This window comes from Caballeronia sp. LZ003 (assembly GCF_031451465.1).
Lineage (GTDB): Bacteria > Pseudomonadota > Gammaproteobacteria > Burkholderiales > Burkholderiaceae > Caballeronia.
This window is the reverse complement of record NZ_JARUXJ010000004.1, coordinates 337,519-359,057: the sequence shown is the minus strand read 5'-3', so window position 1 is coordinate 359,057 and position 21,539 is coordinate 337,519. Positions and strand designations below refer to the sequence as shown.

The 21,539-nt window shown below is 62.2% G+C and carries 17 protein-coding genes; 6 read left to right on the top strand and 11 right to left on the bottom strand.

The genetic code is table 11. From position 1 onward, the window contains the following. Positions 1-69: 69 nt before the first annotated feature. Complete coding sequence (locus QCE79_RS25745) at positions 70-1,677, bottom strand: carboxyl transferase domain-containing protein (RefSeq protein WP_250493592.1); 1,608 nt, start codon at positions 1,675-1,677, stop codon at positions 70-72. 8 nt (positions 1,678-1,685) lie between these two features. Further along, the gene (locus QCE79_RS25740; RefSeq protein ID WP_309848643.1) at positions 1,686-2,867 is read right to left on the bottom strand and encodes an isovaleryl-CoA dehydrogenase; all 1,182 of its coding nucleotides are present in this window, start codon (positions 2,865-2,867) and stop codon (positions 1,686-1,688) included. Between the two features lie 164 nt (positions 2,868-3,031). Here QCE79_RS25740 and QCE79_RS25735 point away from each other — a divergent pair, with 164 nt between their 5' ends. Next, positions 3,032-3,766 carry a TetR/AcrR family transcriptional regulator gene (locus tag QCE79_RS25735; protein WP_250467377.1) on the top strand — a complete coding sequence of 245 codons (735 nt, stop codon included), beginning with the start codon at positions 3,032-3,034 and terminating at the stop codon, positions 3,764-3,766. Here the strand turns inward: QCE79_RS25735 and QCE79_RS25730 are convergent. The 3 genes from QCE79_RS25730 to QCE79_RS25720 form a co-directional block, all read right to left on the bottom strand. Then, a complete protein-coding gene (locus QCE79_RS25730; RefSeq protein ID WP_309848638.1) occupies positions 3,759-4,652 on the bottom strand; it encodes a ferritin-like domain-containing protein in 894 nt (297 codons plus the stop codon). The genes QCE79_RS25735 and QCE79_RS25730 overlap by 8 nt on opposite strands. An 86-nt stretch (positions 4,653-4,738) precedes the next feature. Then, positions 4,739-6,190 carry an MFS transporter gene (locus QCE79_RS25725; RefSeq protein WP_244829331.1) on the bottom strand — a complete coding sequence of 484 codons (1,452 nt, stop codon included), beginning with the start codon at positions 6,188-6,190 and terminating at the stop codon, positions 4,739-4,741. A gap of 110 nt (positions 6,191-6,300) precedes the next feature. After that, positions 6,301-6,963, bottom strand: coding sequence for a TetR/AcrR family transcriptional regulator (locus QCE79_RS25720; protein WP_309848636.1), 663 nt, complete (start codon positions 6,961-6,963; stop codon positions 6,301-6,303). A gap of 173 nt (positions 6,964-7,136) precedes the next feature. Here QCE79_RS25720 and QCE79_RS25715 point away from each other — a divergent pair, with 173 nt between their 5' ends. The 3 genes from QCE79_RS25715 (at position 7,137) to QCE79_RS25705 (ending at position 11,225) form a co-directional block, all read left to right on the top strand. Next, positions 7,137-8,645, top strand: coding sequence for an MDR family MFS transporter (locus QCE79_RS25715; RefSeq protein ID WP_309848634.1), 1,509 nt, complete (start codon positions 7,137-7,139; stop codon positions 8,643-8,645). 251 nt (positions 8,646-8,896) lie between these two features. Next, a complete protein-coding gene (locus QCE79_RS25710; protein WP_250467382.1) occupies positions 8,897-9,688 on the top strand; it encodes an ABC transporter substrate-binding protein in 792 nt (263 codons plus the stop codon). A 421-nt stretch (positions 9,689-10,109) separates the two neighbouring features. Beyond that, positions 10,110-11,225 (top strand): succinylglutamate desuccinylase/aspartoacylase family protein, encoded by a 1,116-nt coding sequence (locus QCE79_RS25705; protein WP_250510217.1) that lies wholly within the window; start codon positions 10,110-10,112, stop codon positions 11,223-11,225. Positions 11,226-11,235: 10 nt separating this feature from the next. Here QCE79_RS25705 and QCE79_RS25700 read toward each other — a convergent pair whose 3' ends face one another. Then, positions 11,236-11,604 (bottom strand): nuclear transport factor 2 family protein, encoded by a 369-nt coding sequence (locus QCE79_RS25700; RefSeq protein ID WP_309848630.1) that lies wholly within the window; start codon positions 11,602-11,604, stop codon positions 11,236-11,238. Between the two features lie 265 nt (positions 11,605-11,869). Here QCE79_RS25700 and QCE79_RS25695 point away from each other — a divergent pair, with 265 nt between their 5' ends. Further along, positions 11,870-13,039 (top strand): porin, encoded by a 1,170-nt coding sequence (locus QCE79_RS25695; RefSeq protein WP_309848628.1) that lies wholly within the window; start codon positions 11,870-11,872, stop codon positions 13,037-13,039. An 81-nt stretch (positions 13,040-13,120) separates the two neighbouring features. On the opposite strand, the gene QCE79_RS25690 is transcribed toward QCE79_RS25695, so the two are convergent. The 4 genes from QCE79_RS25690 to QCE79_RS25675 all read right to left on the bottom strand — a co-directional run bounded on the left by QCE79_RS25690 (position 13,121) and on the right by QCE79_RS25675 (position 18,377). After that, a complete protein-coding gene (locus QCE79_RS25690) occupies positions 13,121-14,761 on the bottom strand; it encodes a bifunctional aspartate transaminase/aspartate 4-decarboxylase (RefSeq protein ID WP_244829324.1) in 1,641 nt (546 codons plus the stop codon). 63 nt (positions 14,762-14,824) lie between these two features. After that, on the bottom strand, positions 14,825-16,516 hold the full coding sequence (gene aspT, locus QCE79_RS25685) for an aspartate-alanine antiporter (RefSeq protein WP_250493598.1): 1,692 nt from the start codon (positions 16,514-16,516) through the stop codon (positions 14,825-14,827). Between the two features lie 446 nt (positions 16,517-16,962). Further along, on the bottom strand, positions 16,963-18,024 hold the full coding sequence (locus QCE79_RS25680) for an alkene reductase (RefSeq protein ID WP_244829322.1): 1,062 nt from the start codon (positions 18,022-18,024) through the stop codon (positions 16,963-16,965). Between the two features lie 59 nt (positions 18,025-18,083). Next, entirely contained in the window at positions 18,084-18,377 is a 294-nt protein-coding gene (locus QCE79_RS25675; RefSeq protein ID WP_244829321.1) for a helix-turn-helix transcriptional regulator, read from the bottom strand. A 182-nt stretch (positions 18,378-18,559) separates the two neighbouring features. Between QCE79_RS25675 and QCE79_RS25670 the strand changes: the two genes are divergently transcribed. Next, positions 18,560-18,964 (top strand): DUF6232 family protein, encoded by a 405-nt coding sequence (locus tag QCE79_RS25670; protein WP_244829320.1) that lies wholly within the window; start codon positions 18,560-18,562, stop codon positions 18,962-18,964. Positions 18,965-19,030: 66 nt separating this feature from the next. On the opposite strand, the gene QCE79_RS25665 is transcribed toward QCE79_RS25670, so the two are convergent. Then, the gene (locus QCE79_RS25665) at positions 19,031-21,484 is read right to left on the bottom strand and encodes a glycogen/starch/alpha-glucan phosphorylase (protein ID WP_244829319.1); all 2,454 of its coding nucleotides are present in this window, start codon (positions 21,482-21,484) and stop codon (positions 19,031-19,033) included. Positions 21,485-21,539 lie beyond the last annotated feature (55 nt).

Below are 21,539 nucleotides of genomic sequence, written 5' to 3'. Positions count from 1 at the left end.
GGCTTCACATCCGTGGATCAGCTTGAGGTGCGAGACGCGAGTCGGGCGCCTGGGTCCCGACGTCTGGCGTCACATGCGGAATACGCCGAAGCGCGTGTCTTCGATCGGCGCGTTCATCGTCGCGGCAAGGCCCAAGCCCAGCACGTCGCGCGTTTGCGCTGGATCGATCACGCCGTCATCCCAAAGACGCGCGCTTGCATAGTACGGATGACCCTGCGCCTCGTATTGATCGCGAATCGGCGCCTTGAACGCTTCCTCTTCGTCCTTCGACCACGCGCCGCCCTTCTTCTCGATGCCGTCGCGCTTGACGGTTGCGAGCACGGACGCGGCCTGTTCGCCGCCCATGACCGAGATGCGCGCGTTCGGCCACATCCACAGAAAACGCGGCGAGTAGGCGCGGCCGCACATGCCGTAATTGCCCGCGCCGAACGAACCGCCGATGATCACCGTGAACTTCGGCACCTTTGCCGTGGCCACGGCCGTCACCATCTTCGCGCCGTTACGCGCGATGCCTTCGTTTTCGTACTTGCGCCCGACCATGAAGCCCGTGATGTTCTGCAGGAACACGAGTGGAATCTTGCGCTGGCAGCATAGTTCGATGAAGTGGGCGCCCTTCAACGCCGACTCGGAAAACAGAATGCCGTTGTTCGCGACGATGCCGACCGGATGCCCCCAGATATGCGCGAAGCCGGTGACGAGCGTCGTGCCGTAGCGCGCCTTGAATTCGTCGAAAGCGGAATCGTCGACGATGCGCGCGATCACTTCGCGCACGTCGAAAGGCTTGCGGGTATCGACGGGAATCACGCCGTAAAGGCTCTGCGCTTCATGGCGCGGCGGCAGCGGTTCCTTGAGCGCGAGCGGCGGCGTCTTCACGCGATTGAGATTGCCGACGATACTGCGCGCGATGCCGAGCGCATGCGCGTCGTTCTGCGCGAGATGGTCGACGACGCCGGAAAGACGCGTGTGCACATCGCCGCCGCCGAGATCCTCGGCGCTGACTTCCTCGCCGGTCGCGGCCTTGACGAGCGGCGGGCCGCCCAGAAAAATCGTGCCCTGATCCTTCACGATGATCGACTCGTCGCTCATCGCCGGAACATAAGCGCCGCCCGCCGTGCACGAGCCCATGACCACCGCGATTTGCGCGATGCCCGCCGCCGACATGTTCGCCTGGTTGTAGAAGATGCGGCCGAAGTGATCGCGGTCGGGGAACACGTCGTCTTGATTCGGCAGGTTCGCGCCGCCCGAATCGACGAGATAGACGCACGGCAGGCGGTTCTGTTCGGCAATTTCCTGCGCGCGCAGATGCTTCTTCACCGTCACCGGATAATACGTGCCGCCTTTCACGGTCGCGTCGTTGCAGACGATCACGCACTCCTGTCCCGCAATGCGCCCGATGCCCGTGATGATGCCCGCGCCCGGCGCGTCGTCGTTGTACATGCCGTAGGCCGCGAGCTGCGAAAGTTCGAGAAACGGCGTGCCCGGATCGAGCAGTTGCGCAATGCGGTCGCGCGGCAAGAGCTTGTTGCGCGACACGTGCCGGTCACGCGCGGCTTGACCGCCGCCTTCCGCGAGCTTCGCGACTTTTGCCTTGAGATCCGCGACGAGCGCTTCGAGCGCGGCGGCGTTGGTCCGAAAATCTTCGCTGCGCGGGTTCAGTTTCGATTCGATGATCGCCATGACGCGCCTCAAGCCGTCTCGGCGAACAGTTCGCGACCGATCAGCATGCGGCGAATCTCGCTCGTGCCCGCACCGATTTCATAGAGCTTGGCATCGCGCCACAGGCGTCCCACCGGATACTCGTTGATGTAGCCGTTGCCGCCAAGAATCTGGATGGCTTCGCCGGCCATCCACGTGGCTTTTTCGGCCGTGTAGAGAATCACGCCCGCGCAGTCCTTGCGCACCTGGCGCACGTGGCCCGAGCCGAGCGTATCGAGCTGGCGGCCCACCGCGAAGAGATATGCGCGGCACGCTTGCAGCGTGGTATAGAGATCCGCGACCTTGCCTTGTATCAGCTGGAATTCGCCGATGGCTTGCCCGAACTGCTTGCGGTCATGGATATACGGCACGACCGCATCCATGCAGGCGAGCATGATGCCGGTCGGCCCGCCCGCGAGCACGGCGCGCTCGTAGTCGAGACCGCTCATCAGCACCTTCGTGCCGCCGTTCAATGCGCCGAGAATGTTTTCCTTCGACACTTCCACGTTCTCGAACACGAGTTCGCCCGTATGCGAGCCGCGCATGCCGAGCTTGTCCAGTTTCTGAGCGACCGAGAAGCCCTTCATGCCCTTCTCGACGATAAAAGCCGTGATGCCCCGCGCGCCCGCTTCGATATCCGTCTTCGCGTAGACGACGAGCGTGTCGCAATCCGGGCCGTTGGTGATCCACATCTTGGTGCCGTTGAGCACGTAATGGTCGCCCTTCTCGTCCGCGCGCAGCTTCATGCTGACGACATCCGATCCGGCGTTCGGCTCGCTCATGGCAAGCGCGCCGACGTGTTCGCCGGAAACGAGCTTCGGCAGATACTTGCGCTTCTGTTCTTCCGTGCCGTTGCGATGAATCTGGTTCACGCACAGGTTCGAATGCGCGCCGTACGACAGCCCGACCGATGCCGACGCCCGCGAGATTTCTTCCATCGCGACCATGTGCGCGGTGTAGCCGAGATTCGCGCCGCCGTATTCCTCGGATACCGTCATGCCGAGCACGCCCATGTCGCCGAATTTCTTCCAGAGGTCCATTGGGAACCGGTCGGTGCGGTCGATTTCGGCGGCGCGCGGCGCGATTTCCTTCGACGCGAAATGCTGAAGCGTGTCGCGCAACATATCGATGTCTTCGCCCAGCGCGAAGTTCAGGCCCGGCACGGTGCTCATGGGGTGTCTCCTCCAGATGCAATGTTTCGGCGCGTCGCGTTTGAGTTTCACTCACAGCAGATGGAGCGCCGCAGAATGGGCCAATTTCATCCTCTATTCGTCTTTCCGTCAATAGGTTTTTGAGCTACGCTCACATTTCTTGCGCACGCTCTTCCGCTACCGCCATGTCCACGCAAAGCACCGCTTCCAACCGCCGCACGCCGTCGGGCGTCAAATCGCAACAACGCGTGCGCGAAATCCTCCAGGCCGGCCGCGAGGTCTTCGCCGAGAAAGGTTACGACGGCGCCACCAGCGCGGAAATCGCGCAGCGCGCCGGCATTTCGGAAGCCACGGTATTCAGCTATTTCAGCGGCAAGCGGGAATTGTGCGCCCGCGTGATCGCGGACTGGTACGACGAAATCATCGATGCCTTCGAGACCGGCATGCCGCGCGACGGCTCGGTGCGCCAGCAGTTCGCGTTCATCGTGAGAACGCATTTGCGGTTGATGCTGATGAACGGCACCGGTCTGTGCGCGCTCGTGCTCTCGGAAGGCCGCACGCGCCAGCACGATCTGTCGGACACGCTCACCGAATTGCAGCGCCGCTACACCGCGCCGCTCATGGACGTGCTCGCGCGCGGACAGACGCTCGGCCACGTCCGCGGCGACGTTCCGCTGCGTCTTTTGCGCTCGCTCGTTTTCGGGCCGATGGAACACGTGTTGTGGGACGCCACGCTTGCAAAACGCCGCCTGAGTCAGACTCAGATCGAGACGACGGCGAATGAACTGGTGGAAGTGCTGTGGGCCGCGCTGCAACCCGCCGATGCGAAAACGGCGGCGCTAGCGCAGTTTCGACAGGATGTCGAAGACGCATCGCGCCGCTACGAAGCGGCATCGAGCGAAGAGAAGCCGCTTACTTGACGAAGCGGCGCGCGAGACGCGCGAGCATCGGCACGGTGGTTGGGCGCAAGAGCCGCGCGTCGTAACCGCTCATGCGACGCGCGTTTTCCGCGAGACACAGGTCGATCAAGGAAGCGACGGAAACATTGCCCGCCACGGAATCGCCGACGTTGGCCGGGAAGTTGGCATCTTGCGCCGCGCCGCTCGTGTCGAAACCGCGCGCGAGCGAAATGCGGTCGCGAATCAGCGAAATCCAGACGCTCGCGGTTTTGAGCAGGAAACCAGGCTTGCGATACCACGGCAGACTGCGCCGATACCACGCCACCCAGTTGGCAAAAAACAGAATGTGACGCGCTTCTTCCTGAATCACCGGCTCGAAGGTTTCGACGAGCACTTCGGGAAAATAGCCTGACTGGCGCGCCGCCTCGAACAAGCCGAACGCAAAGAAACTGTCGATGCACTCGCTGTAGCCCGTGAGCATCCACGCGCGCAATGCGTCGTCCGGTGCGGGATACGGCGGCTCGGGCGCGAGCTCGATGCCATAGGCTTCGACGAGTTTCGAGAGTACGAGCTTGTGGCGCGCTTCTTCCCCGCCGTTCATGCGCAAGGCTTCGCGCAAATGCGGGTCGTGAACCGCCGCCGCGTAAGTCGCCACGCGAATGGAGGCGCGCCCTTCCGTCTGCACCGCGATGTCCCAGATGGGCAGCGACGTCACGCGCTTGTGCGCCGCCGGGTCCAGCTTCGGCCACTCGATCACGGCCGGTTTGTACGGATTGTGCGTCGTCAGCAACATCTCGCAGAACATCCGCAGATGCTGATCCGAGCCAATCCGAATCTTTCCTGACGATCGATACGTCCAATTACGCATCGCATGATCTGCTTCTACCGGAGTGAGCGTGTCGGACATATTCGAAAATTGAGCGACGATTGGGTACGTTCTGCGGATTTTGGCATACCGGCCGACAATCCGCAGCAATCGCTGCTCAATTCACGTCAATGCGAGATTTTTTCGAGCGCCATGTCGCGCGTACGCGGTCCCATCAGGCCGATCGCCGCCATCACGACGAGCATGGCGCCCGCGATGAACACGAACACGCCGGTCGTCCCGAAACCCTTGAGCACGGCCGCGATGATGAATGACGTGAAAATCGCCGAAAACCGGCTCCACGAATAGACGAAGCCGACGGCGCGCGCGCGGATGCTGGTCGGGAACAACTCGGTCTGATACGCGTGGAAGCTGTACGACATGATGTTCGACGACAGCGTGAGCCCGACGCCCATCGCGATCAGGAACATGGCGTTCGACGACTGGCTGAACAGCAGCCCGCAGACGATATTCGCGCCCGCCATGGCGACGATGGCCGTCTTGCGCTCGATGCGGTCGGCAATCAAGAGCCCGATGATCGGCCCGATCGGCGCCGCGATCGCGATGATGCTCGAATACATCAGGCTCGACGTGACCGTGACGCCCTGCTTCACGAGCAAGGCCGGCACCCAGTTGGCGAAGCCGTAGAAACCGACCGTCTGGAACACGTTGAAGATGATCATCATCGTGGCGCGGCGGCCGTAGGGCGGCTTCCACATATCGGCGAACGAGCCTGCGCCCTGCGCGGCGTCGAGCACCGGCTCGGGCGCGGCGGGCGGCGGCAACGGCCGGCCGTATTCGCGTTCCACCTTGGCTTCGAGCGCCGACATTACGCGATCCGCTTCGGCGAGGCGGCCCTTTTGCGCGAGCCAGCGCGGACTTTCGGGCAGCGTGCGGCGAATCCACCAGACGAAGAGCGCGCCATGCGCACCGATCACGACGACCCAGCGCCATCCGTCGAAGCCGAACGGCGCGCGCGGCACCAGCAGATAAGCGAGGAACGCGACCACCGGCACCGCCATGAAACCGACTGCCTGCTCGCAGGCAAAAGCGCGTCCACGGATGTGCTTCGGCGCGAGTTCGGAGATATACGTGCCGATCGTCACCAGTTCCACGCCGATTCCCACGCCGGCGATGAAGCGCCAGAAGTTGAGGCCGGTCGCGGTGTCCTGAAACGCCATGATGAGATTCGCGACGGTGTACCAGAGCAGCGAATACGTGAAGATCGCGCGGCGGCCGAAACGGTCGGCGAGAAAACCGCACGCCACCGTGCCGATGAACAGCCCCGCGAACAGCGACGCAATAAAGCTCGCCACGCCTGTGAAACCGAAGAAACTCGCTGTTGTTGGCGTGAGGATGCCGCTCTTTACCAGCCCTGGCGCGACGTAACCGGAGTACAGCAAGTCGTAGAGCTCGAAGAAGAAGCCGAGACTCAGGAGCGCGATGAAAGTCCAGATGGTGCGCGTGGCCGGCAGCCGGTCGAGACGCGCGGAAATGAGCCCGGCGGTGATTTCGGGTGGCGCGGACGCGGACGCAGCGGCCGATGCGCGCTGTGCGCCCGCCGCGGGGGAAGTTGCCATTGATATGTCTCCTGTCGACCGGACGGTTCTTTTGCGGATGTGGCGTCCCGAGCGAAGGGGTGGTCTTCGGCGCGCGGGACGAGGGCCGCATTTTAGCTGCGAGGGGCGGATCAGTCAGCCCGAATCCCATCCATCAACAACGCCACAGCATGCCGCGCAATCTGCTCCTTGCTGATCGCGCCTGCGCCCTGGCCGCGCCAGCGTGATGTCGCAAGCGGAAACACCGCGAGTCCGAACAACGATACAAACACGAGCGATGGCTCCAGCGCCGGATTTACCTTGCCCGCTTTCTGCCATCCGGCGATGCGCTCGATCGCCAAATCCTTGCGCTCGTCGCCGAAGCGTTCTGCCATGCGCTGACGCAGCACGCCACCTTCGCTGATGACTTCGCGTACCCACAGCGCCGCGAACCACGGATGCTTGTCCACCGTCGCGACCAGCGCCTCCACGAAGGCGCGCAAGGTGTCGGCGGGCTCGGCCAAGGGATCGTTGAATACGCGCCCCAGTTCCGAGCGCAACGGCGCGAAGCGTTCGTCGATCAACACATCGAGTAGCTGCTCGCGCGTCTTGAAATAGTAATGGACCATTGCGGGCGTTACGCCGGCCTCGCGGGCAATCGCCCCGAGCGTCGTTTCGCCGATGCCCTGCCGCGCAAACAACATCAGCGCCGTATCCAGCAAGTGCGCCCGCGCCTCGGCGCTGTGACCGCCGCTCGGACGGCCCGGCCGCCGCCCCGCTTTCTTCAGTTGAACTTCGCCTGATTCGCCGGGCAACTCGGCTCCGATTACATCGTTTGACATAGAGATGGTTTGACGAGCCTTCGATGATCGTTTATATTAACTTTCATGTTAATTAAATTCAATCCGTTTTCGGCGGGCAGCGCTGAGAACCGGATTGAAGCGCTTTTCACGACGCCAAAGGCGTCCCTACGCAAGTACAGGTCGATATGACATCTTTACACCGAACCGCCCCTGCAGGCGTCGACGAAGCCGCAAAACCGCCGCTCGGCCTGCTCTTCACGGCGCTTTTGCTCGTCATGCTGCTCGGCGCGCTCGATCAAACCATCGTGTCGACAGCGCTCCCGACCATCGTCGGCGAACTCGGTGGACTCGAAAACTTATCGTGGGTCGTCACGTCCTATCTGCTCAGTTCGACCATCGTCGTGCCGCTTTACGGCAAATTCGGCGATCAGTTCGGACGCAAGGTCGTGCTTCAGGCATCCATCCTGATATTCCTTGCCGGGTCTATCCTCTGCGGCGTCGCGCAGAACATGACGCAATTGATCGCGCTGCGCGCGTTGCAGGGGCTCGGCGGCGGCGGGCTGATGGTGGTCACCATGGCCGCCATCGCCGATGTCATCCCACCCGCCGAACGCGGTCGCTTCCAGGGGCTTTTCGGCGGTGTGTATGGCCTTGCCACGGTCGTCGGGCCGCTGCTTGGCGGCTTTCTGGTCGAGCATCTGTCGTGGCGCTGGATTTTCTACATCAACGTGCCGCTCGGCGTGATCGCGCTCGCCGTCATCCAGACCGTATTCAAGCCGCATACGGCGCACGTGAACCATCGCGTGGACTATATGGGCGCGGGCTTTCTAGCCGCCGCGCTCACCTGCATCATCCTGTTCACCAGCGAAGGCGGCGCGCTCTTGCCGTGGAGTTCACCGCAACTGTGGTGCACGCTCGCGCTCGGGCTGATCTGCATCGGCGGATTCGTCTACGAGGAACGGCTCGCCGCCGAGCCCATCATGCCGCTCTCGCTCTTCAAGGAACCCACCTTCGTGCTGGCCGGGCTGATCGGTTTCATTGTCGGCTGCGCGCTGTTCGGCGCGGTCACGTTCCTGCCGCTCTATTTGCAAGTGGTAAAGGGCTCCACGCCGTCGCAGGCCGGTCTGCAGATCACGCCGATGATGGCCGGCGTGCTGCTTTCTTCCATCGTGAGCGGCCGGGTCATCAGCAAGATCGGGAAGTACCGGTTTTTCCCGATCGCGGGCACGGGGCTCGTCACGCTCGCCATGGTGCTGCTGTCCACGCTGCGCCTCGACACGCCGCTGCCGGTCATGTACGGCTACATGCTGCTGCTCGGCCTCGGGCTCGGCATGGTGATGCAGGTGCTCGTGCTGGCGGTGCAGAACGTGGTCGAATTCCGGATGATCGGCGTGGCGACCTCCAGCGCGACGCTCTTTCGCTCGATCGGCGGCTCGGTCGGCGTGGCGGCGTTCGGCGCGATTTTCTCGGGAAGCCTGCGCGGCCGGCTCGAAACGCTGATTCCGGCCGGCACGGAGATGCCGCGTTCGCTCGGGCCGCTCGCGGTGGCGAATCTGCCGGCCGCGTTGCATGACGATTATCTGAGCGCGTTCGCCGGCTCCATGCACACGGTTTATTTGGTCGCGGCTTGTATTGCGTGCTTCGCTTTTGCGCTGTCGTGGTTTCTCAAGGACCATCCGCTTCGCAAGCATTGAGAAAGAAATCGGCAAGGAAGTCGGTAGAATTCAGACAAAACCACTTGCGAAATCATGTGAAGGAAAGTTCTAAATCGCCGCTATCGGTGCTTTCACTAGATGCCTGACAATTTTGGCTTGGTACCCTTCTGCCGATTCTGCCCGGACACGATCCGCGGAAGACCCAAAGGTCCGGCGTCGCCAATTACGGCGCCGGATGCCCGGATACGAGACCTGCCGGGATGAACCGACCACCATCTGGAGTAATAACAGTGAAGAAACTGATCGCGGCCCTGACGATGTCCCTCCTTGCCGCCACGTCGCTCACCGCCGTCACCGCGCACGCCAAGGACTATTCGACGATTCGCTTTGGCGTCGACGCAAGCTATCCCCCGTTCGAATCCAAGGGTTCGGATGGCAAGCTGACCGGTTTCGATATCGATCTCGGCAACGAGATCTGCGCGCGCCTGAAGGCCAAGTGCGTATGGGTGGAGAACGATTTCGACGGCATGATCCCCGCCCTCAAGGCGAAGAAGTTCGACGGCGTGCTCTCGTCGATGTCCATGACGCCGCAACGCGCCGAGCAGATCGCCTTTTCGAGCAAGCTGTTCAACACGCCGACGCGTCTCGTCGCGAAGAAGGGCAGCAACATCCTGCCGACGGCCGAAAGCCTGAAGGGCAAGACCGTGGGTGTGGAACAAGGCACGATCCAGGAAACCTACGCCAAGACCTACTGGGCGCCGAAGGGCGTGACGGTGACGCCGTACCAGAACCAGGATCAGGTCTACGCCGATCTGACTTCGGGCCGTCTGGACGCCGCCCTGCAAGACGCCGTGCAGGCGGAAATCGGCTTCCTGAAGACGCCGCGCGGTGCTGGCTATGACTTCGCGGGCAAGGATATCGTCGACAAGAAGGTGCTGGGCGAAGGCGCGGGCATCGGCATGCGCAAGGAAGACACCGACCTCAAGACGCAAGTCGACAAGGCAATTGCCGACATCATCAAGGACGGCACGTACAAGAAGATCGAGAAGAAGTACTTCGACTTCGACGTGTACGGCAGCTAAGTCATGCCTTCGGGCGAAGCGCCGGTCACACCGGCCTTCGCTCGAGTGGGCTACGAAGCGGGCTCCGCGTTTTTTTGCGGAGCCCGCTTTGTTTTTGGCGCCTGGCAGGGGTCGCTTTTGCTGAGTCTGCTTTGTCGCAGCAACGGTGCGCTCTTCAGTGCCCGCCTTGGCCTTCCGCGCAACTCCGCAAACGTCCCGACGCGCCGCCGCGCGGATTTCGGCTAAGATCGAACGTCCGAGGCAAAGCCGACGGCAGCAATCTCGCATGGAACCGGAACCGGGCGCGGCAAGCACCATCAGCGCTCATTCCGGTCGACAGGAGACGCCATCGCCATGGCACGCGGCAATCTCGCCCGTGCACGCTGGCCCGCCATAAACATCATTCGAGACAAGACCGCGCACTCGCATGCGCGCGCACATCATGCAAACCAAGACTCATCAACTCATTTCGCCGACGCTCGGCACTTCCCGCACCATCACGAGTTATCACTACGGCTCGGGCGGCGGTCAGAAAATCTACATTCAGTCCTCGCTGCACGCGGACGAATTGCCCGGCATGCTCGCCGCGTGGAAATTGCGCCGCCTGCTCGCCGCTTTCGAAGCCGACGGCAAGCTCGAAGGCGAAGTGGTGATCGTGCCGGTGCCGAATCCCATCGGGCTGAATCAGATCTTGCACGGCCAACTGCTCGGCCGTTTCGAAGCCAATAGCGGCCACAACTTCAACCGCAATTTTCACGATCTGGCCGCGTTGATCGCGCCGCGCATCGAAGCGCGCCTTTCCGGCGACAGTCAGGCGAACCTGCTCGCCGTGCGCGCCGCGATGAAGGAAGCGCTCGACGAGCAAACGGCGCACACCGAACTCGAATCGCAACGTCTAGCGCTGCAAAAGCTCTCGTACGACGCCGATGTCGTGCTCGACCTGCACTGCGATCTCGACGCCGCGCTGCATCTCTACACGAACCCGGATATCTGGGCCGATGTCGAACCGCTCGCGCGCTATCTCGATGCAAAGGCGTCCCTGCTCGCGCTGAATTCGGTCGGCAACCCGTTCGACGAAATCCACAGCTTCTGCTGGTCCGACTTGCGTACGCGTTTCGGCGAGCGTTTCCCTATTCCGAACGGCGGCATCTCGGTGACGGTCGAGTTGCGCAGCCAGCACGACGTCTCACATGAACTCGGCGATAAGGACGCGCAGGGCATCGTTAATTATCTGATTCATCGCGGCGTGATCGATGCGCCGCAAGTGCCGCTGCCGCCGCTCGCGTATCCGGCCACGCCGCTCGCGGGCGCGGAGCCGATCGTCGCGCCTGCGAGCGGCATTCTCGTGTTCCGTGCGCAAGTGGGCGCGTTCATCGAGGCGGGCTCGGCCATCGCCGATGTGATCGACCCGCTCGCCGATACCATCACCACGCTCAAGTGCACGACCTCCGGCGTTTTGTACGCGCGGCATATCACGCGCTTTGCGACCGCCGGGCTGGAAGTGGCACGCATCGCGGGAGCGAAGGCTTATCGCACGGGGTCGCTGTTGTCCGCCTGAGTCTTGAACGTCAGAACGGAATGAGCCCGCACTGCGCCGCGACGATGCGCCAACCGTTCGCGGTCTCGCCCCACATTCGCGTGTAGCGCAAGCTGCCCGCGAACGGCGCGCCGCCGAATGTCCCGGCAAGCGCGACGCGCGTGACGGTCACGGCAAACGCGCCGTACACGCGCACGCTCTGCTCCACCACCTCCAGCTTGTCGATGCGCTGCATGCCATGCCGATGCCCGTTCAGGTCATCGGCCTTGCTCCATATCTTTCCGGTGGCATCGACGAAAGTCAGGTCGTCGGCCAGAAGCGCGTCAAGCGCAGTCACGTCCGACGCCATCATCGCCTGCTTCAGGCGTTCTTCCAGTTCGCGGATTCCGTGTTCGTCCATTTGTTTCTCGCTTGTCCGTCATGGGGCGGAGTCGTGAGGATACCGCGCGTCTCGCGCAAGCGGACGCACGCATGAAACGCCGTCGCCGCGCTAGCGCTGTTGCAGCCGCGACACACCGCAAGCCATCCGAAAGCGCTGTCATATTTCTTTAGTCAGCGGCCGCTACATTTGCGCCCGTTGCACCGAGCGTCAGCAGAACGCAGCGCGACATCGACGAACACGCACGATCACACACCACACCCGCGAACTCATCCCGGAGCACGTTTTGAAGAAGAACCTTCTGGCAACCGCCGCCCTCGCCGCCTTCGCCTTCGCCACTTCCGCTCATGCGCAGAGCAGCGTCACGCTGTACGGCATCATCGACGCAGGCGTCAGCTACGTGAACCACAGCGCCGTCACTGGCGGCAGCGATCACAACTTCAAGTACGACGACGGCGTGGCCCAGGGCAGCCGATGGGGCCTGAAAGGCGCCGAAGACCTCGGCGGCGGCCTGAAGGCCATCTTCACGTTGGAAAACGGCTTCAACAGCGGCACCGGCGCGCTCGGCCAGGGCGGCGCGGAATTCGGCCGCCAGGCGTATGTCGGTCTCGCGAAGAACGACATTGGCTCGGTCACGCTCGGCCGTCAGTACACGTTCTCGACCGATTACCTCGGCTCGGCCTACTCCATCGGCGGCCAGACCGTCGCGGGCAACTATGGCTATCACATCAACGACGTCGATCAACTCACGTCGAGCCGCATCAACAACTCGGTTAAGTTCAGCAGCGCGAGCTTTTATGGCGTGACGTTCGGCGCGATGTACGGCTTCTCGAATCAGGCAGGCGCCTTTGCGGGCACACCGACGACGACCGCGGGCGGCGTGACCACCGCCGGTTCGTCGCGTGCCTACAGCTTCGGTGTGAATTACAAGGCCGGTCCAGTCGGCGTGGGCGCGGCTTATACCGACATCCACTATCCGGGCGCGGCGACGCCCGCGTTCAGCACGGCGCTCGCGAACCTCGCGACTGGCGGCACGAAGGACCTGCGCACGTTCGGCATCGGCGCGAACTATGCATTCGGCGCCGCGACCGTGTTCGGCCTCTGGACCAACACGCGCTTCGAACCGATCACCGGCGCGAGTTCGAAGCTCAATGCGTTCGACTTCGGCGGCAAGTACGCCTTCACGTCCGCGATCACGGCGGCGCTCGGCTACACCTACATGGACGTGACCGATGGCGTGGAAGGTCACTGGCATCAGATCGATGCGAGCTTCGACTACGCGTTGAGCAAGCGCACGGACGTGTACGCGCTCGGCATCTATCAGCGTGCTTCGGGTTCGAATCGCGGCGTCGAGAATCAGGCGCAGATCGGTTCGTCGACGAGCTACTTCGGTACGTCGGGCACGGGTTCGAACAACCAGCTCGCGTTCCGCCTGGGCGTGCGTCACAAGTTCTAAGCGCTGCCCGTTACGGTAAAACAAGGCGCAAAAAAGGGCCGCTCGGTCGAACGAGCGGCCCTTGTCGCATCATGCGTGCGCCTACTTGCTCTTCTTGCCCGTCTCCTTGTTGAAGCGCTCGACATACGAGTCCATCAGCTTGCGGATGGCGCGGCCAATCTGCATGTAGTCGCTCTCGTTGAGATTCGCAAGCGACACGCGTCCCGAAGGATGCTGCGTGCCGAAGCCGCGTCCTGGCAGCAACACGACGCGCGCTTCCCTCGCCAGCTGGAAGAGCAAGTCCGAAGGCTTGGTGTTCTTGAGCACCCAATCGACGAACTCGCGGCCGTGCGACTTCTCGCCCATGTATTCGAGGTCGAGGATCGCGTAGTAATCGACCTGATTTTCGTCCTCGTCTTCGAGCGCGATGCCGATTTCCCGATACAACGCGCGTTTGCGATTGCGAATCAACCGTTTGAGCGCGCTCTTGTAGGCGTCGGGCGTGTCCATCAGCGAGAAGAGCGAGAACAGCACCATCTGCACTTGCTGCGGCGTGGATAGCCCCGCCGTGTGATTCAGCGCGACCGTGCGGCTGTCGGCCACCAGCCGGTCGATGAACTTCAGCTTGTCCGGCTCCGTCGTGATGGATTCGTAGCGTTCATGCAGGATGGCTCGCTGGTCTTTCGGCAGCGCGGCGAGCTGATCGTCGAAAATATTATGCCGATGCGTCGCGATGGTCCCGAGCCGCCAACCCGTCGCGCCAAAATATTTCGAATAGGAATATACGAGGATCGTGTTTTTCGGACACAGCGCAAAGAGGGAGACGAAGTCGTCCGCAAAGGTGCCGTAGACATCGTCGGTCAGGAGAATCAGGTCTGGCCGTTCCTTAACGATCTCCGCGATATATTCGAGACTCTCGGCATCCATCTTTACCGATGGCGGATTGCTCGGGTTGACGAGGAAGAACGCCTTCACCTTCGGGTCGCGCAGCTTGTCGAGTTCCTGCTTCGAGTATTGCCAGCCGTTTTCAACCGTGGCCTCGAGATTCACGACGTTGAGCTTGTAATCGTTCAGGCGCGGGATCTCGATGTACGGCGTGAAGATCGGCGTGCCGAGCGCGATCGTGTCGCCTTCCTTGATCAGGAAGTTCTCGCGCATCGTGTTGAAGATATAGGTCATCGCCGCCGTGCCGCCTTCGACCGCGAAGATGTCGAAGTCGCCGACGAACGGGTGCTTGCCGATCATCTCGCGCCGCAGATACTGCCCGACGATGACCTCCGACAGTTTCAGCATGCGGTCGGGCACGGGATAGTTCGAAGCGAGAATGCCTTCGCACATCTCGTAGAGAAAGTCGGCTGCGTTCAGTCCGAGCTGGTCGCGCACGTAAGACACCGCGCCCACCAGAAAGCTGATGCCGGGCGTTCCCTTGTGGTCGCGCGCGAAGATCTCGAAGCGTTCTTCAAGGCCTTCGTGCTTCGGAAAGCCACCCACGCCTTCGGGCATATAGGCGAACGAGCGCTCGGATTCGCGCATGGCGAAGAGGCCCAGTTGCCAGAAACCGTGACGCGGAATCGTCGCGAGAAAGTTCGGATTGCCGCGACCCGCGTTGAGCATCGACAAATTGGCGGGACGCTCGACCGCGCCGCCGCCGGCCGCCTTGATGAGTTCGTCCTTTAGTTCGAACGGACTGAGCGCCGCCATTGCGGCCTGATCGTCGGAACCCGACTTAGAGGATTTGGACATCCGACACCCCCACTGGCAAAAGATACGTAGAGTTGAACAACGGAAGCACGAAAGGCTCGGGCATCATGTCAGCAACATCACGATCACCATGCCCCAGATCGTGAGCAGCGTATTGCCGACGGCATAAGTCACCGTATAACCAAGACCCGGCACCTGGCTCTTCGCGGCATCGCAAAGCATGCCGAGCGCCGCCGTGGTCGTGCGCGCGCCCGCGCAGATGCCGAGCAACAGCGCCGGGTGAAACTTGAACACGTACTTGGCGATATACATGCCGATGATGAGCGGCACCGACGACGCGAAGATGCCCCACAGAAAGAGGCTCACGCCGAGCTTCTGCAGACCCGCGACGAAGCCCGGTCCCGCCGAGATGCCGACCACCGCGATGAACACATTCAGCCCGACCGAATTCATGAACCAGATGGTGGGCCCCGGAATGCGGCCGAAGGTCGGATGGATCGCGCGCAGCCAGCCGAACACGATGCCCGCGATCAGCGCGCCGCCCGCCGTGGACAACGTGATGGGAATCGCGCCGAAGCGGATCACGACTGCGCCGATCAGCGCGCCCAGCGTGATCGCGAGCCCGACGAAGGCCATGTCGGCGGCATCGGTCGGACGGTCGATCACGCCGACCGCTTTCGCCACGGCCGACGTATCCTGCGTGCGGCCGACGAGCGTGATGGTGTCGCCGCGATGCAGCTTGGTGCTCGGCAACACGGGGATGGCCGTTTCGGTCGCGCCGCGCTTGATCTTGCGCAGGAACACGCCGCGCGCGCCGGGCAGCTGCGAGAGTTCCTCCAGCGTCTTGCCGTCGACGGCCTTGCTCGTTACGTAGACATCGACGCCTTCCACCGGCACGGCGAGCAGTTCGGCATCGTCCACTTCGGTCGCCACGCCGCCCAGCAGATTCACGAGATGCTCGCGTCGTCCGACGACGGCGACGACATCGCCCGCTAGCAGGACGTCGTCGACCTTGGCTTCTTGAATCGTCCCGCCACGCCGGATTCGTTCGATGAAAAGCCGCACGCCTGCAGGTTCGAGCGCCTCCGCTTCGCCGACCTTCATGCCGACCACACGCCCCTCTTCGCCAATGCGATACGCGCGAAGCGCGAACTGATGCCAGCCGCTGCCCGCGCCGCCCAATTCGCCGCTGCCGCCCATCTCTTTCTCGTACTGCTGGCAGGCTGCCACGAGGTCGATGTTGAGCAGCTTCGGCCCGAGCAGCGCAAGGATCATCGCCGAACCGATCGTGCCGTAGATGTACGTGACGGCGTAGGCGGTCGGCATCGCGTCGAGCAACACCTTGGCGTCGTTCGGCGCCAAGCCGAGCCGGTTGATGGCGTCGGTAGCGAGGCCCATCGAAGCGGAGATGGTCTGCGATCCCGCGAAAAGTCCCGCCGCCGAACCGACGTCGTATCCGGCCAGTTTCGCCGCAAGATACGGAAAGGCGAGGCACAGCACGGACTGAATGACGGAGAAGATGGCCTGCGGCAAGCCGTCCTTGGCGATGCCGCGCACGAACTGCGGACCCACGCCGTAACCGACCGCGAACAGGAACATCAGGAAGAAGACGGATTTGACGTTCGGCGAAATGGTGATGCCGAGCTGCCCGATCGCGATGGCGGCCAGCAAGGTAGACGTTACCGCGCCGAGGCTGAAGCCCTTGAAGCTCTTGCCGCCGAACCAATAACCGATACCCAGCGAAAGAAAGATGGCTATCTCGGGATAGCTGTGCAGCGTTGCTGTGAACCAGGACATGTGCACTCCTCTCGGGGATCAGCCCCGCGACCGTTACATGCTTCTTGGGCAAGGAAGGAATGAAGGAAAACGAATGACCTGCAACGATGCGCTCCCCGTTGCCGCAATACGGGCGAGTGCTTGCGAGAGAAAATCGAGTTGCATCGAACGGTTCATGGGCACGAATCGCGATCTGCAAACGGATGACGCACAGAGAATTGGCGCATGCGTCACGGCGAAAAAAGAGGCTTCAACACGGCTGTCTGATGCCTAGCAATGCACTATTTTCGCCACGCAGTTGAACTAAAAAACGATAGTTTCGGAGGCCCCTCCTGCTCGTTGCGGCCGTTGCACGAGTCGATTCGAACCGTCCCCGGCCGATCGTGCGGACGAAAAAAAACAGCGGCCGAAGCCGCTGTTTTCATGGAACCGAAATGCTTGCTGCGTTCTGTCCGACGCGTTGCAACTTACTCGGTGGTTTCGAGCAACGGATAATCCGTATAGCCCGTCGCGCCTGCCGAATAGAACGTCGAGGTGTCCGGCGCGTTGAGCGGCGCGTCGAGTTCGAAGCGTCGCACGAGATCCGCATTCGCGATGAACGGCTTGCCCCACGCGACCGCATCGGCGTCGCCGCGCTCGATTGCCGCTTCCGCGCTTTGCTTGGTGAAGCCTTCGTTGGCGATATACACGCCGCCGAACGCCTTCTTCAGTTGCGGCCCGAGACTGTCGGCGCCTTCCGACTCGCGCGCGGCGATGAACGCCACGTTGCGCTTGCCGAGTTCGCGCGCGACGTAACCGAAAGTCGCGGCGCGGTCGCTGTCGCCCATGCTGTGCGAATCGGCGCGCGGCGCCAGATGCACGCCCACGCGATCCGCGCCCCATACGTCGATACATTGATCGACCACTTCGAGCATGAGACGCGCGCGGTTTTCGATTGCGCCGCCGTATTCGTCGGTACGCTTGTTGGTGCTGTCCTGCAGGAACTGGTCGAGCAGGTAGCCGTTCGCGCCATGCACTTCCACGCCGTCGAAGCCCGCGCGCTTCGCGTTTTCCGCGCCCTTGCGATAAGCCGCGACCACGCCTTCGATTTCATCGAGTTCCAGTGCGCGCGGCGTCACGAACGGACGCTGCGGGCGCACGAGGCTCACGTGTCCGCTTGCTGCAATCGCGCTCGGCGCAACCGGCAGTTCGCCGTTCAGGAAGATAGGGTCCGAAATACGGCCGACGTGCCACAGTTGCAGGAAGATCTTGCCGCCCGCTTCGTGCACGGCGTGCGTCACGAGCTTCCAGCCTTCGACTTGTTCGTCCGACCAGATGCCGGGGGTATCCGCGTAGCCCAAGCCTTGCGGCGTGACCGAGGTGGCTTCGCTCAAGATGAGACCAGCCGATGCGCGGTCGGCGTAATACTGCGCCATCAACGCGTTAGGCACGCGTTCCACGCCTGCACGTTGCCGCGTGAGCGGCGCCATGATGATGCGGTTCTTGAGCGTCAACGCGCCTACTTTGAGCGGATCGAAAAGAGTCGGCATAGATGTAAGGTATCCTGAATAAATGTAAAGAAGGTTCGCCGTGGAAAGGGCTGCCGCGCTCAGAGATTCCCGATGGAATCGCGAAACGCCTGTATGACCGTTTCGTCGCGCTTGAAGAACACCCATTGCCCCACGCGCTTCGTGGTGACGAGCCCGGCTTTTTGCAAGGTCGAGAGATGCGCCGAAACGGTGGACTGCGACATGCCGCAGCGCCCATCGATTTGCCCCGCGCACACGCCATGCAGGTGCGGCAATTCCTGTTCGGGAAAGTGCAGCTCCGGCGTCTTCAGCCACTCGAGAATCTCGCGGCGAAGCGGGTTGGCAAGGGCCTTGTGAATTGCGTCGATGTCCATTTCGTTGCTCGTTCGTCCGACGGCGGAAGCTTCGCCGCATCGTCTTAAAACGAATCATATATCGGAAATGTCCGATACGCAAGCGTCCACATGCGTTTCGTCAATGCGATGCGTGTCATCGCGGCGCGCGGTCTGGTAATCTGCCCGGTTTAGCTGCCGTCAATTTTCGATCTCAATTGCATATGGATACACCGTTCAACGAACGCGGCGTCACGCTCTCGCGCGTCGGCCTGTCGGCCTCGGGCCAGTTGATTCCGCTGCGCGATCTGCGCGCCGCGCGGGTCGTGAAGATATCGCGCAAGAAGCCGCTGCCGATCATCCTTGCGCTGATCGGGCTCGCGGGAATCGGCGTGGGCATCGCAACGGGTTCGGGGCCGGCGCTCGTACTCGGCATCATGGTGGCCGTGGTCGGCTATCTGTCGTGGATCACGCAGGACGTGATCTATCAATTGATGGTCGCAACGCCCGAAGGCGAGCGCGAAGTCATCATCACGAAAGACGAGGAATTTGCGGATCGCGTGGCCGCGCTGGTCGGCGACGCGGTCGCGAAACATGCGCAGACAGCGGCCGCAAAGCCGCAAGCCTGACGCCGCTACTAAAGAACACGCGCGGGACGTACCCGCGCGCGGCACTTACTTCAGTTCAAGCCATCGTCAAGTCAGATTCAGCGGCTCGACGTGCCAGATATCGCGGGCATATTCCGCGATGGTCCGGTCTGATGAAAATATCCCCATTCCGGCGACGTTCTCGATCGCGCTCTTCGTCCACGCTTCCTTGTCTCGGTACTTGAGATCGACCTCGGTTTGCGTCTTGTCGAAGCTGTCGAAGTCCGCGAGCACCATGTAGTGATCGCCCCAATCCACGAGCGTATGAAAGATGTCGTAGAAACGGTGCGGCTCTTCCGGCGAGAAGTGTCCGAGGCGAATCTGGTCCAGCGCCACCTTGAGCTCCGGATTGTCCTCGTAGATTTGCCGTGGCCTGTAGCCCGCCGCCCGCAGCGTTTCGATCTCGTCGGTCGTGTTGCCGAAGATGAAGATGTTTTCGCGGCCCACCGCGTCGCAAATTTCGATGTTCGCACCATCCAGCGTGCCGATGGTCAGCGCGCCGTTCAACGCAAGCTTCATGTTGCCGGTGCCCGATGCCTCGGTGCCAGCCATCGAAATCTGCTGCGATAAGTTCGCGGCGGGAATGATGAGCTCCGCCACGCTCACGCCGTAGTTCGGGACGAAGCCTACCTTGAGCCTGTCGCCGACGAGCGGGTCCGCGTTGATCTTCTTCGCGACATCGTTGATGAGCTTGATGATGCTCTTCGCCATCTTGTAGGCCGAAGCCGCCTTGCCCGCGAACATGACCACACGCGGCGTCCAGTCCTGCTCGGGATTCTCGCGAATACGGTTGTAGCGCACGATCGTATACAAGATGTTGAGCAACTGCCGCTTGTATTCGTGGATGCGCTTCACCTGCAAGTCGAACAGCGCTTCGGGATTGATGATCGCGTTGGCTTCGCGTTTGGCGCGCTCGACGAGGCGCAGCTTGTTGGCGAACTTCGCGTCCTGAAACGCCTTCTGGAACTCGGGGTCGTCGCGCCATTCGCGCAGCCGGCCGAGTTCGAACAAGTCGCTGCGCCAGCGCGGTCCAAGCCGCTTGTCGATGAGCGATGACAGCGACGGACTCGCTTGCGCGAGCCAGCGACGCGGCGTAATGCCGTTCGTCACATTGGTGAAGCGCTCCGGGTACATGCGCGCGAAGTCGGCGAAAATGTTCTGCGTCATCAGTTGCGAGTGCAGCTTCGAGACGCCATTCACCTTGTGACTCGCGACGATCGCCAGATGCGCCATCCGCACGCGCCGCTGGCCGTATTCATCGACGAGCGAAATGCGGCGGATCAGTTCCACGTCGCGGCCGAACTTCTCGGTCACTTGCTTCAGAAACTGCGCGTTGATCTCGAAGATGATCTCCAGATGCCGCGGCAACAGACGCGACAACATTTCGACATCCCACGTTTCGAGCGCTTCGGGCATCAACGTGTGATTCGTGTAGGAGAACATCTGCTGAATCAGCTTCCACGCCTTGTCCCACGGCACGCCGTGACGGTCCACGAGCAGGCGCATGAGTTCGGGGATGGCGAGCACGGGGTGCGTGTCGTTCAGATGCACCGCGACCTTTTCCGCGAGACGCCCGAAATGCGTATGCGTGCGCTGATAGCGGCGGATCAGATCCTGCATCGTCGCGGAGACGAAGAAATATTCCTGACGCAGACGCAATTCGCGGCCGGCTTGCGTCGAGTCATCCGGATACAGCAAGCGCGAGACGTGCTCCGACGTGTTCTTCGCTTCGACCGCGCGCCGATAGTCGCCCTGATTGAACGCGGAGAGATCGAACTCGTCGGTGGCGCGCGCCGACCACAGGCGCAGCGTATTCGTCGCGGTGGTGGCGTAGCCGGGAATGACCGTGTCGTAGGCCATCGCGTTGACGTGCTCGGTATCGATCCAGTCGGTACGATCGTCGTGCTGCACCGTGCGCCCGCCGAAGTGCACCGTGTACGTCACCTCGGGGCGCGGAAACTCCCACGGGTTGCCCGCGCGCAGCCAGTAATCGGGCATTTCGACCTGATTGCCATCGACGATGGTCTGCCGGAACATCCCGTACTCGTAGCGAATGCCGTAGCCGAAACCGGGCACGCCGACCGTCGCCATCGAATCGAGGAAACAGGCTGCGAGCCGGCCAAGGCCGCCGTTGCCAAGCGCGGCATCCGGTTCGAGGTCTTCGAGCGAGGCGAGATCGATGCCGAGGCCCGATAACGCTTCGCGGACTTCGTCATGAATGCCGAGGGCAAGCAGCGCGTTGGTGAAGGTTCTGCCGATGAGAAATTCCATCGACAAGTAATAGACGCGCTTCACGTCCTGTTCGTATTGTTGCCGTGTGGTGCGCATCCAGCGTGCGACGAGGCGGTCGCGCACGGCGAGCTCCACGGCATTGAGCCAGTCGCGCGGCTGCGCGGTAACCGCGTCCTTGCCGACGCCGTACATCAGGCGATTCGAGATGGAGCGCCGTAGCGCATCGACACTGCTGTTGAGCTGGTCGAATTCCAGATCGACGGATGTCATCGAAACCTCCGGTATTTGCAACATATGCAACGACAGCGAAAGCGTGGTGGGAGTT

Bases quoted from the DNA above. Each gene is read 5' to 3' on its own strand.
- QCE79_RS25745 (WP_250493592.1), bottom strand. From the start codon at position 1,677: ATGGCGATCATCGAATCGAAACTGAACCCGCGCAGCGAAGATTTTCGG.
- QCE79_RS25740 (WP_309848643.1), bottom strand. From the start codon at position 2,867: ATGAGCACCGTGCCGGGCCTGAACTTCGCGCTGGGCGAAGACATCGAT.
- QCE79_RS25735 (WP_250467377.1), top strand. From the start codon at position 3,032: ATGTCCACGCAAAGCACCGCTTCCAACCGCCGCACGCCGTCGGGCGTC.
- QCE79_RS25730 (WP_309848638.1), bottom strand. From the start codon at position 4,652: ATGTCCGACACGCTCACTCCGGTAGAAGCAGATCATGCGATGCGTAAT.
- QCE79_RS25725 (WP_244829331.1), bottom strand. From the start codon at position 6,190: ATGGCAACTTCCCCCGCGGCGGGCGCACAGCGCGCATCGGCCGCTGCG.
- QCE79_RS25715 (WP_309848634.1), top strand. From the start codon at position 7,137: ATGACATCTTTACACCGAACCGCCCCTGCAGGCGTCGACGAAGCCGCA.
- QCE79_RS25705 (WP_250510217.1), top strand. From the start codon at position 10,110: ATGCAAACCAAGACTCATCAACTCATTTCGCCGACGCTCGGCACTTCC.
- QCE79_RS25700 (WP_309848630.1), bottom strand. From the start codon at position 11,604: ATGGACGAACACGGAATCCGCGAACTGGAAGAACGCCTGAAGCAGGCG.
- QCE79_RS25690 (WP_244829324.1), bottom strand. From the start codon at position 14,761: ATGTCCAAATCCTCTAAGTCGGGTTCCGACGATCAGGCCGCAATGGCG.
- aspT (WP_250493598.1), bottom strand. From the start codon at position 16,516: ATGTCCTGGTTCACAGCAACGCTGCACAGCTATCCCGAGATAGCCATC.
- QCE79_RS25680 (WP_244829322.1), bottom strand. From the start codon at position 18,024: ATGCCGACTCTTTTCGATCCGCTCAAAGTAGGCGCGTTGACGCTCAAG.
- QCE79_RS25675 (WP_244829321.1), bottom strand. From the start codon at position 18,377: ATGGACATCGACGCAATTCACAAGGCCCTTGCCAACCCGCTTCGCCGC.
- QCE79_RS25670 (WP_244829320.1), top strand. From the start codon at position 18,560: ATGGATACACCGTTCAACGAACGCGGCGTCACGCTCTCGCGCGTCGGC.
- QCE79_RS25665 (WP_244829319.1), bottom strand. From the start codon at position 21,484: ATGACATCCGTCGATCTGGAATTCGACCAGCTCAACAGCAGTGTCGAT.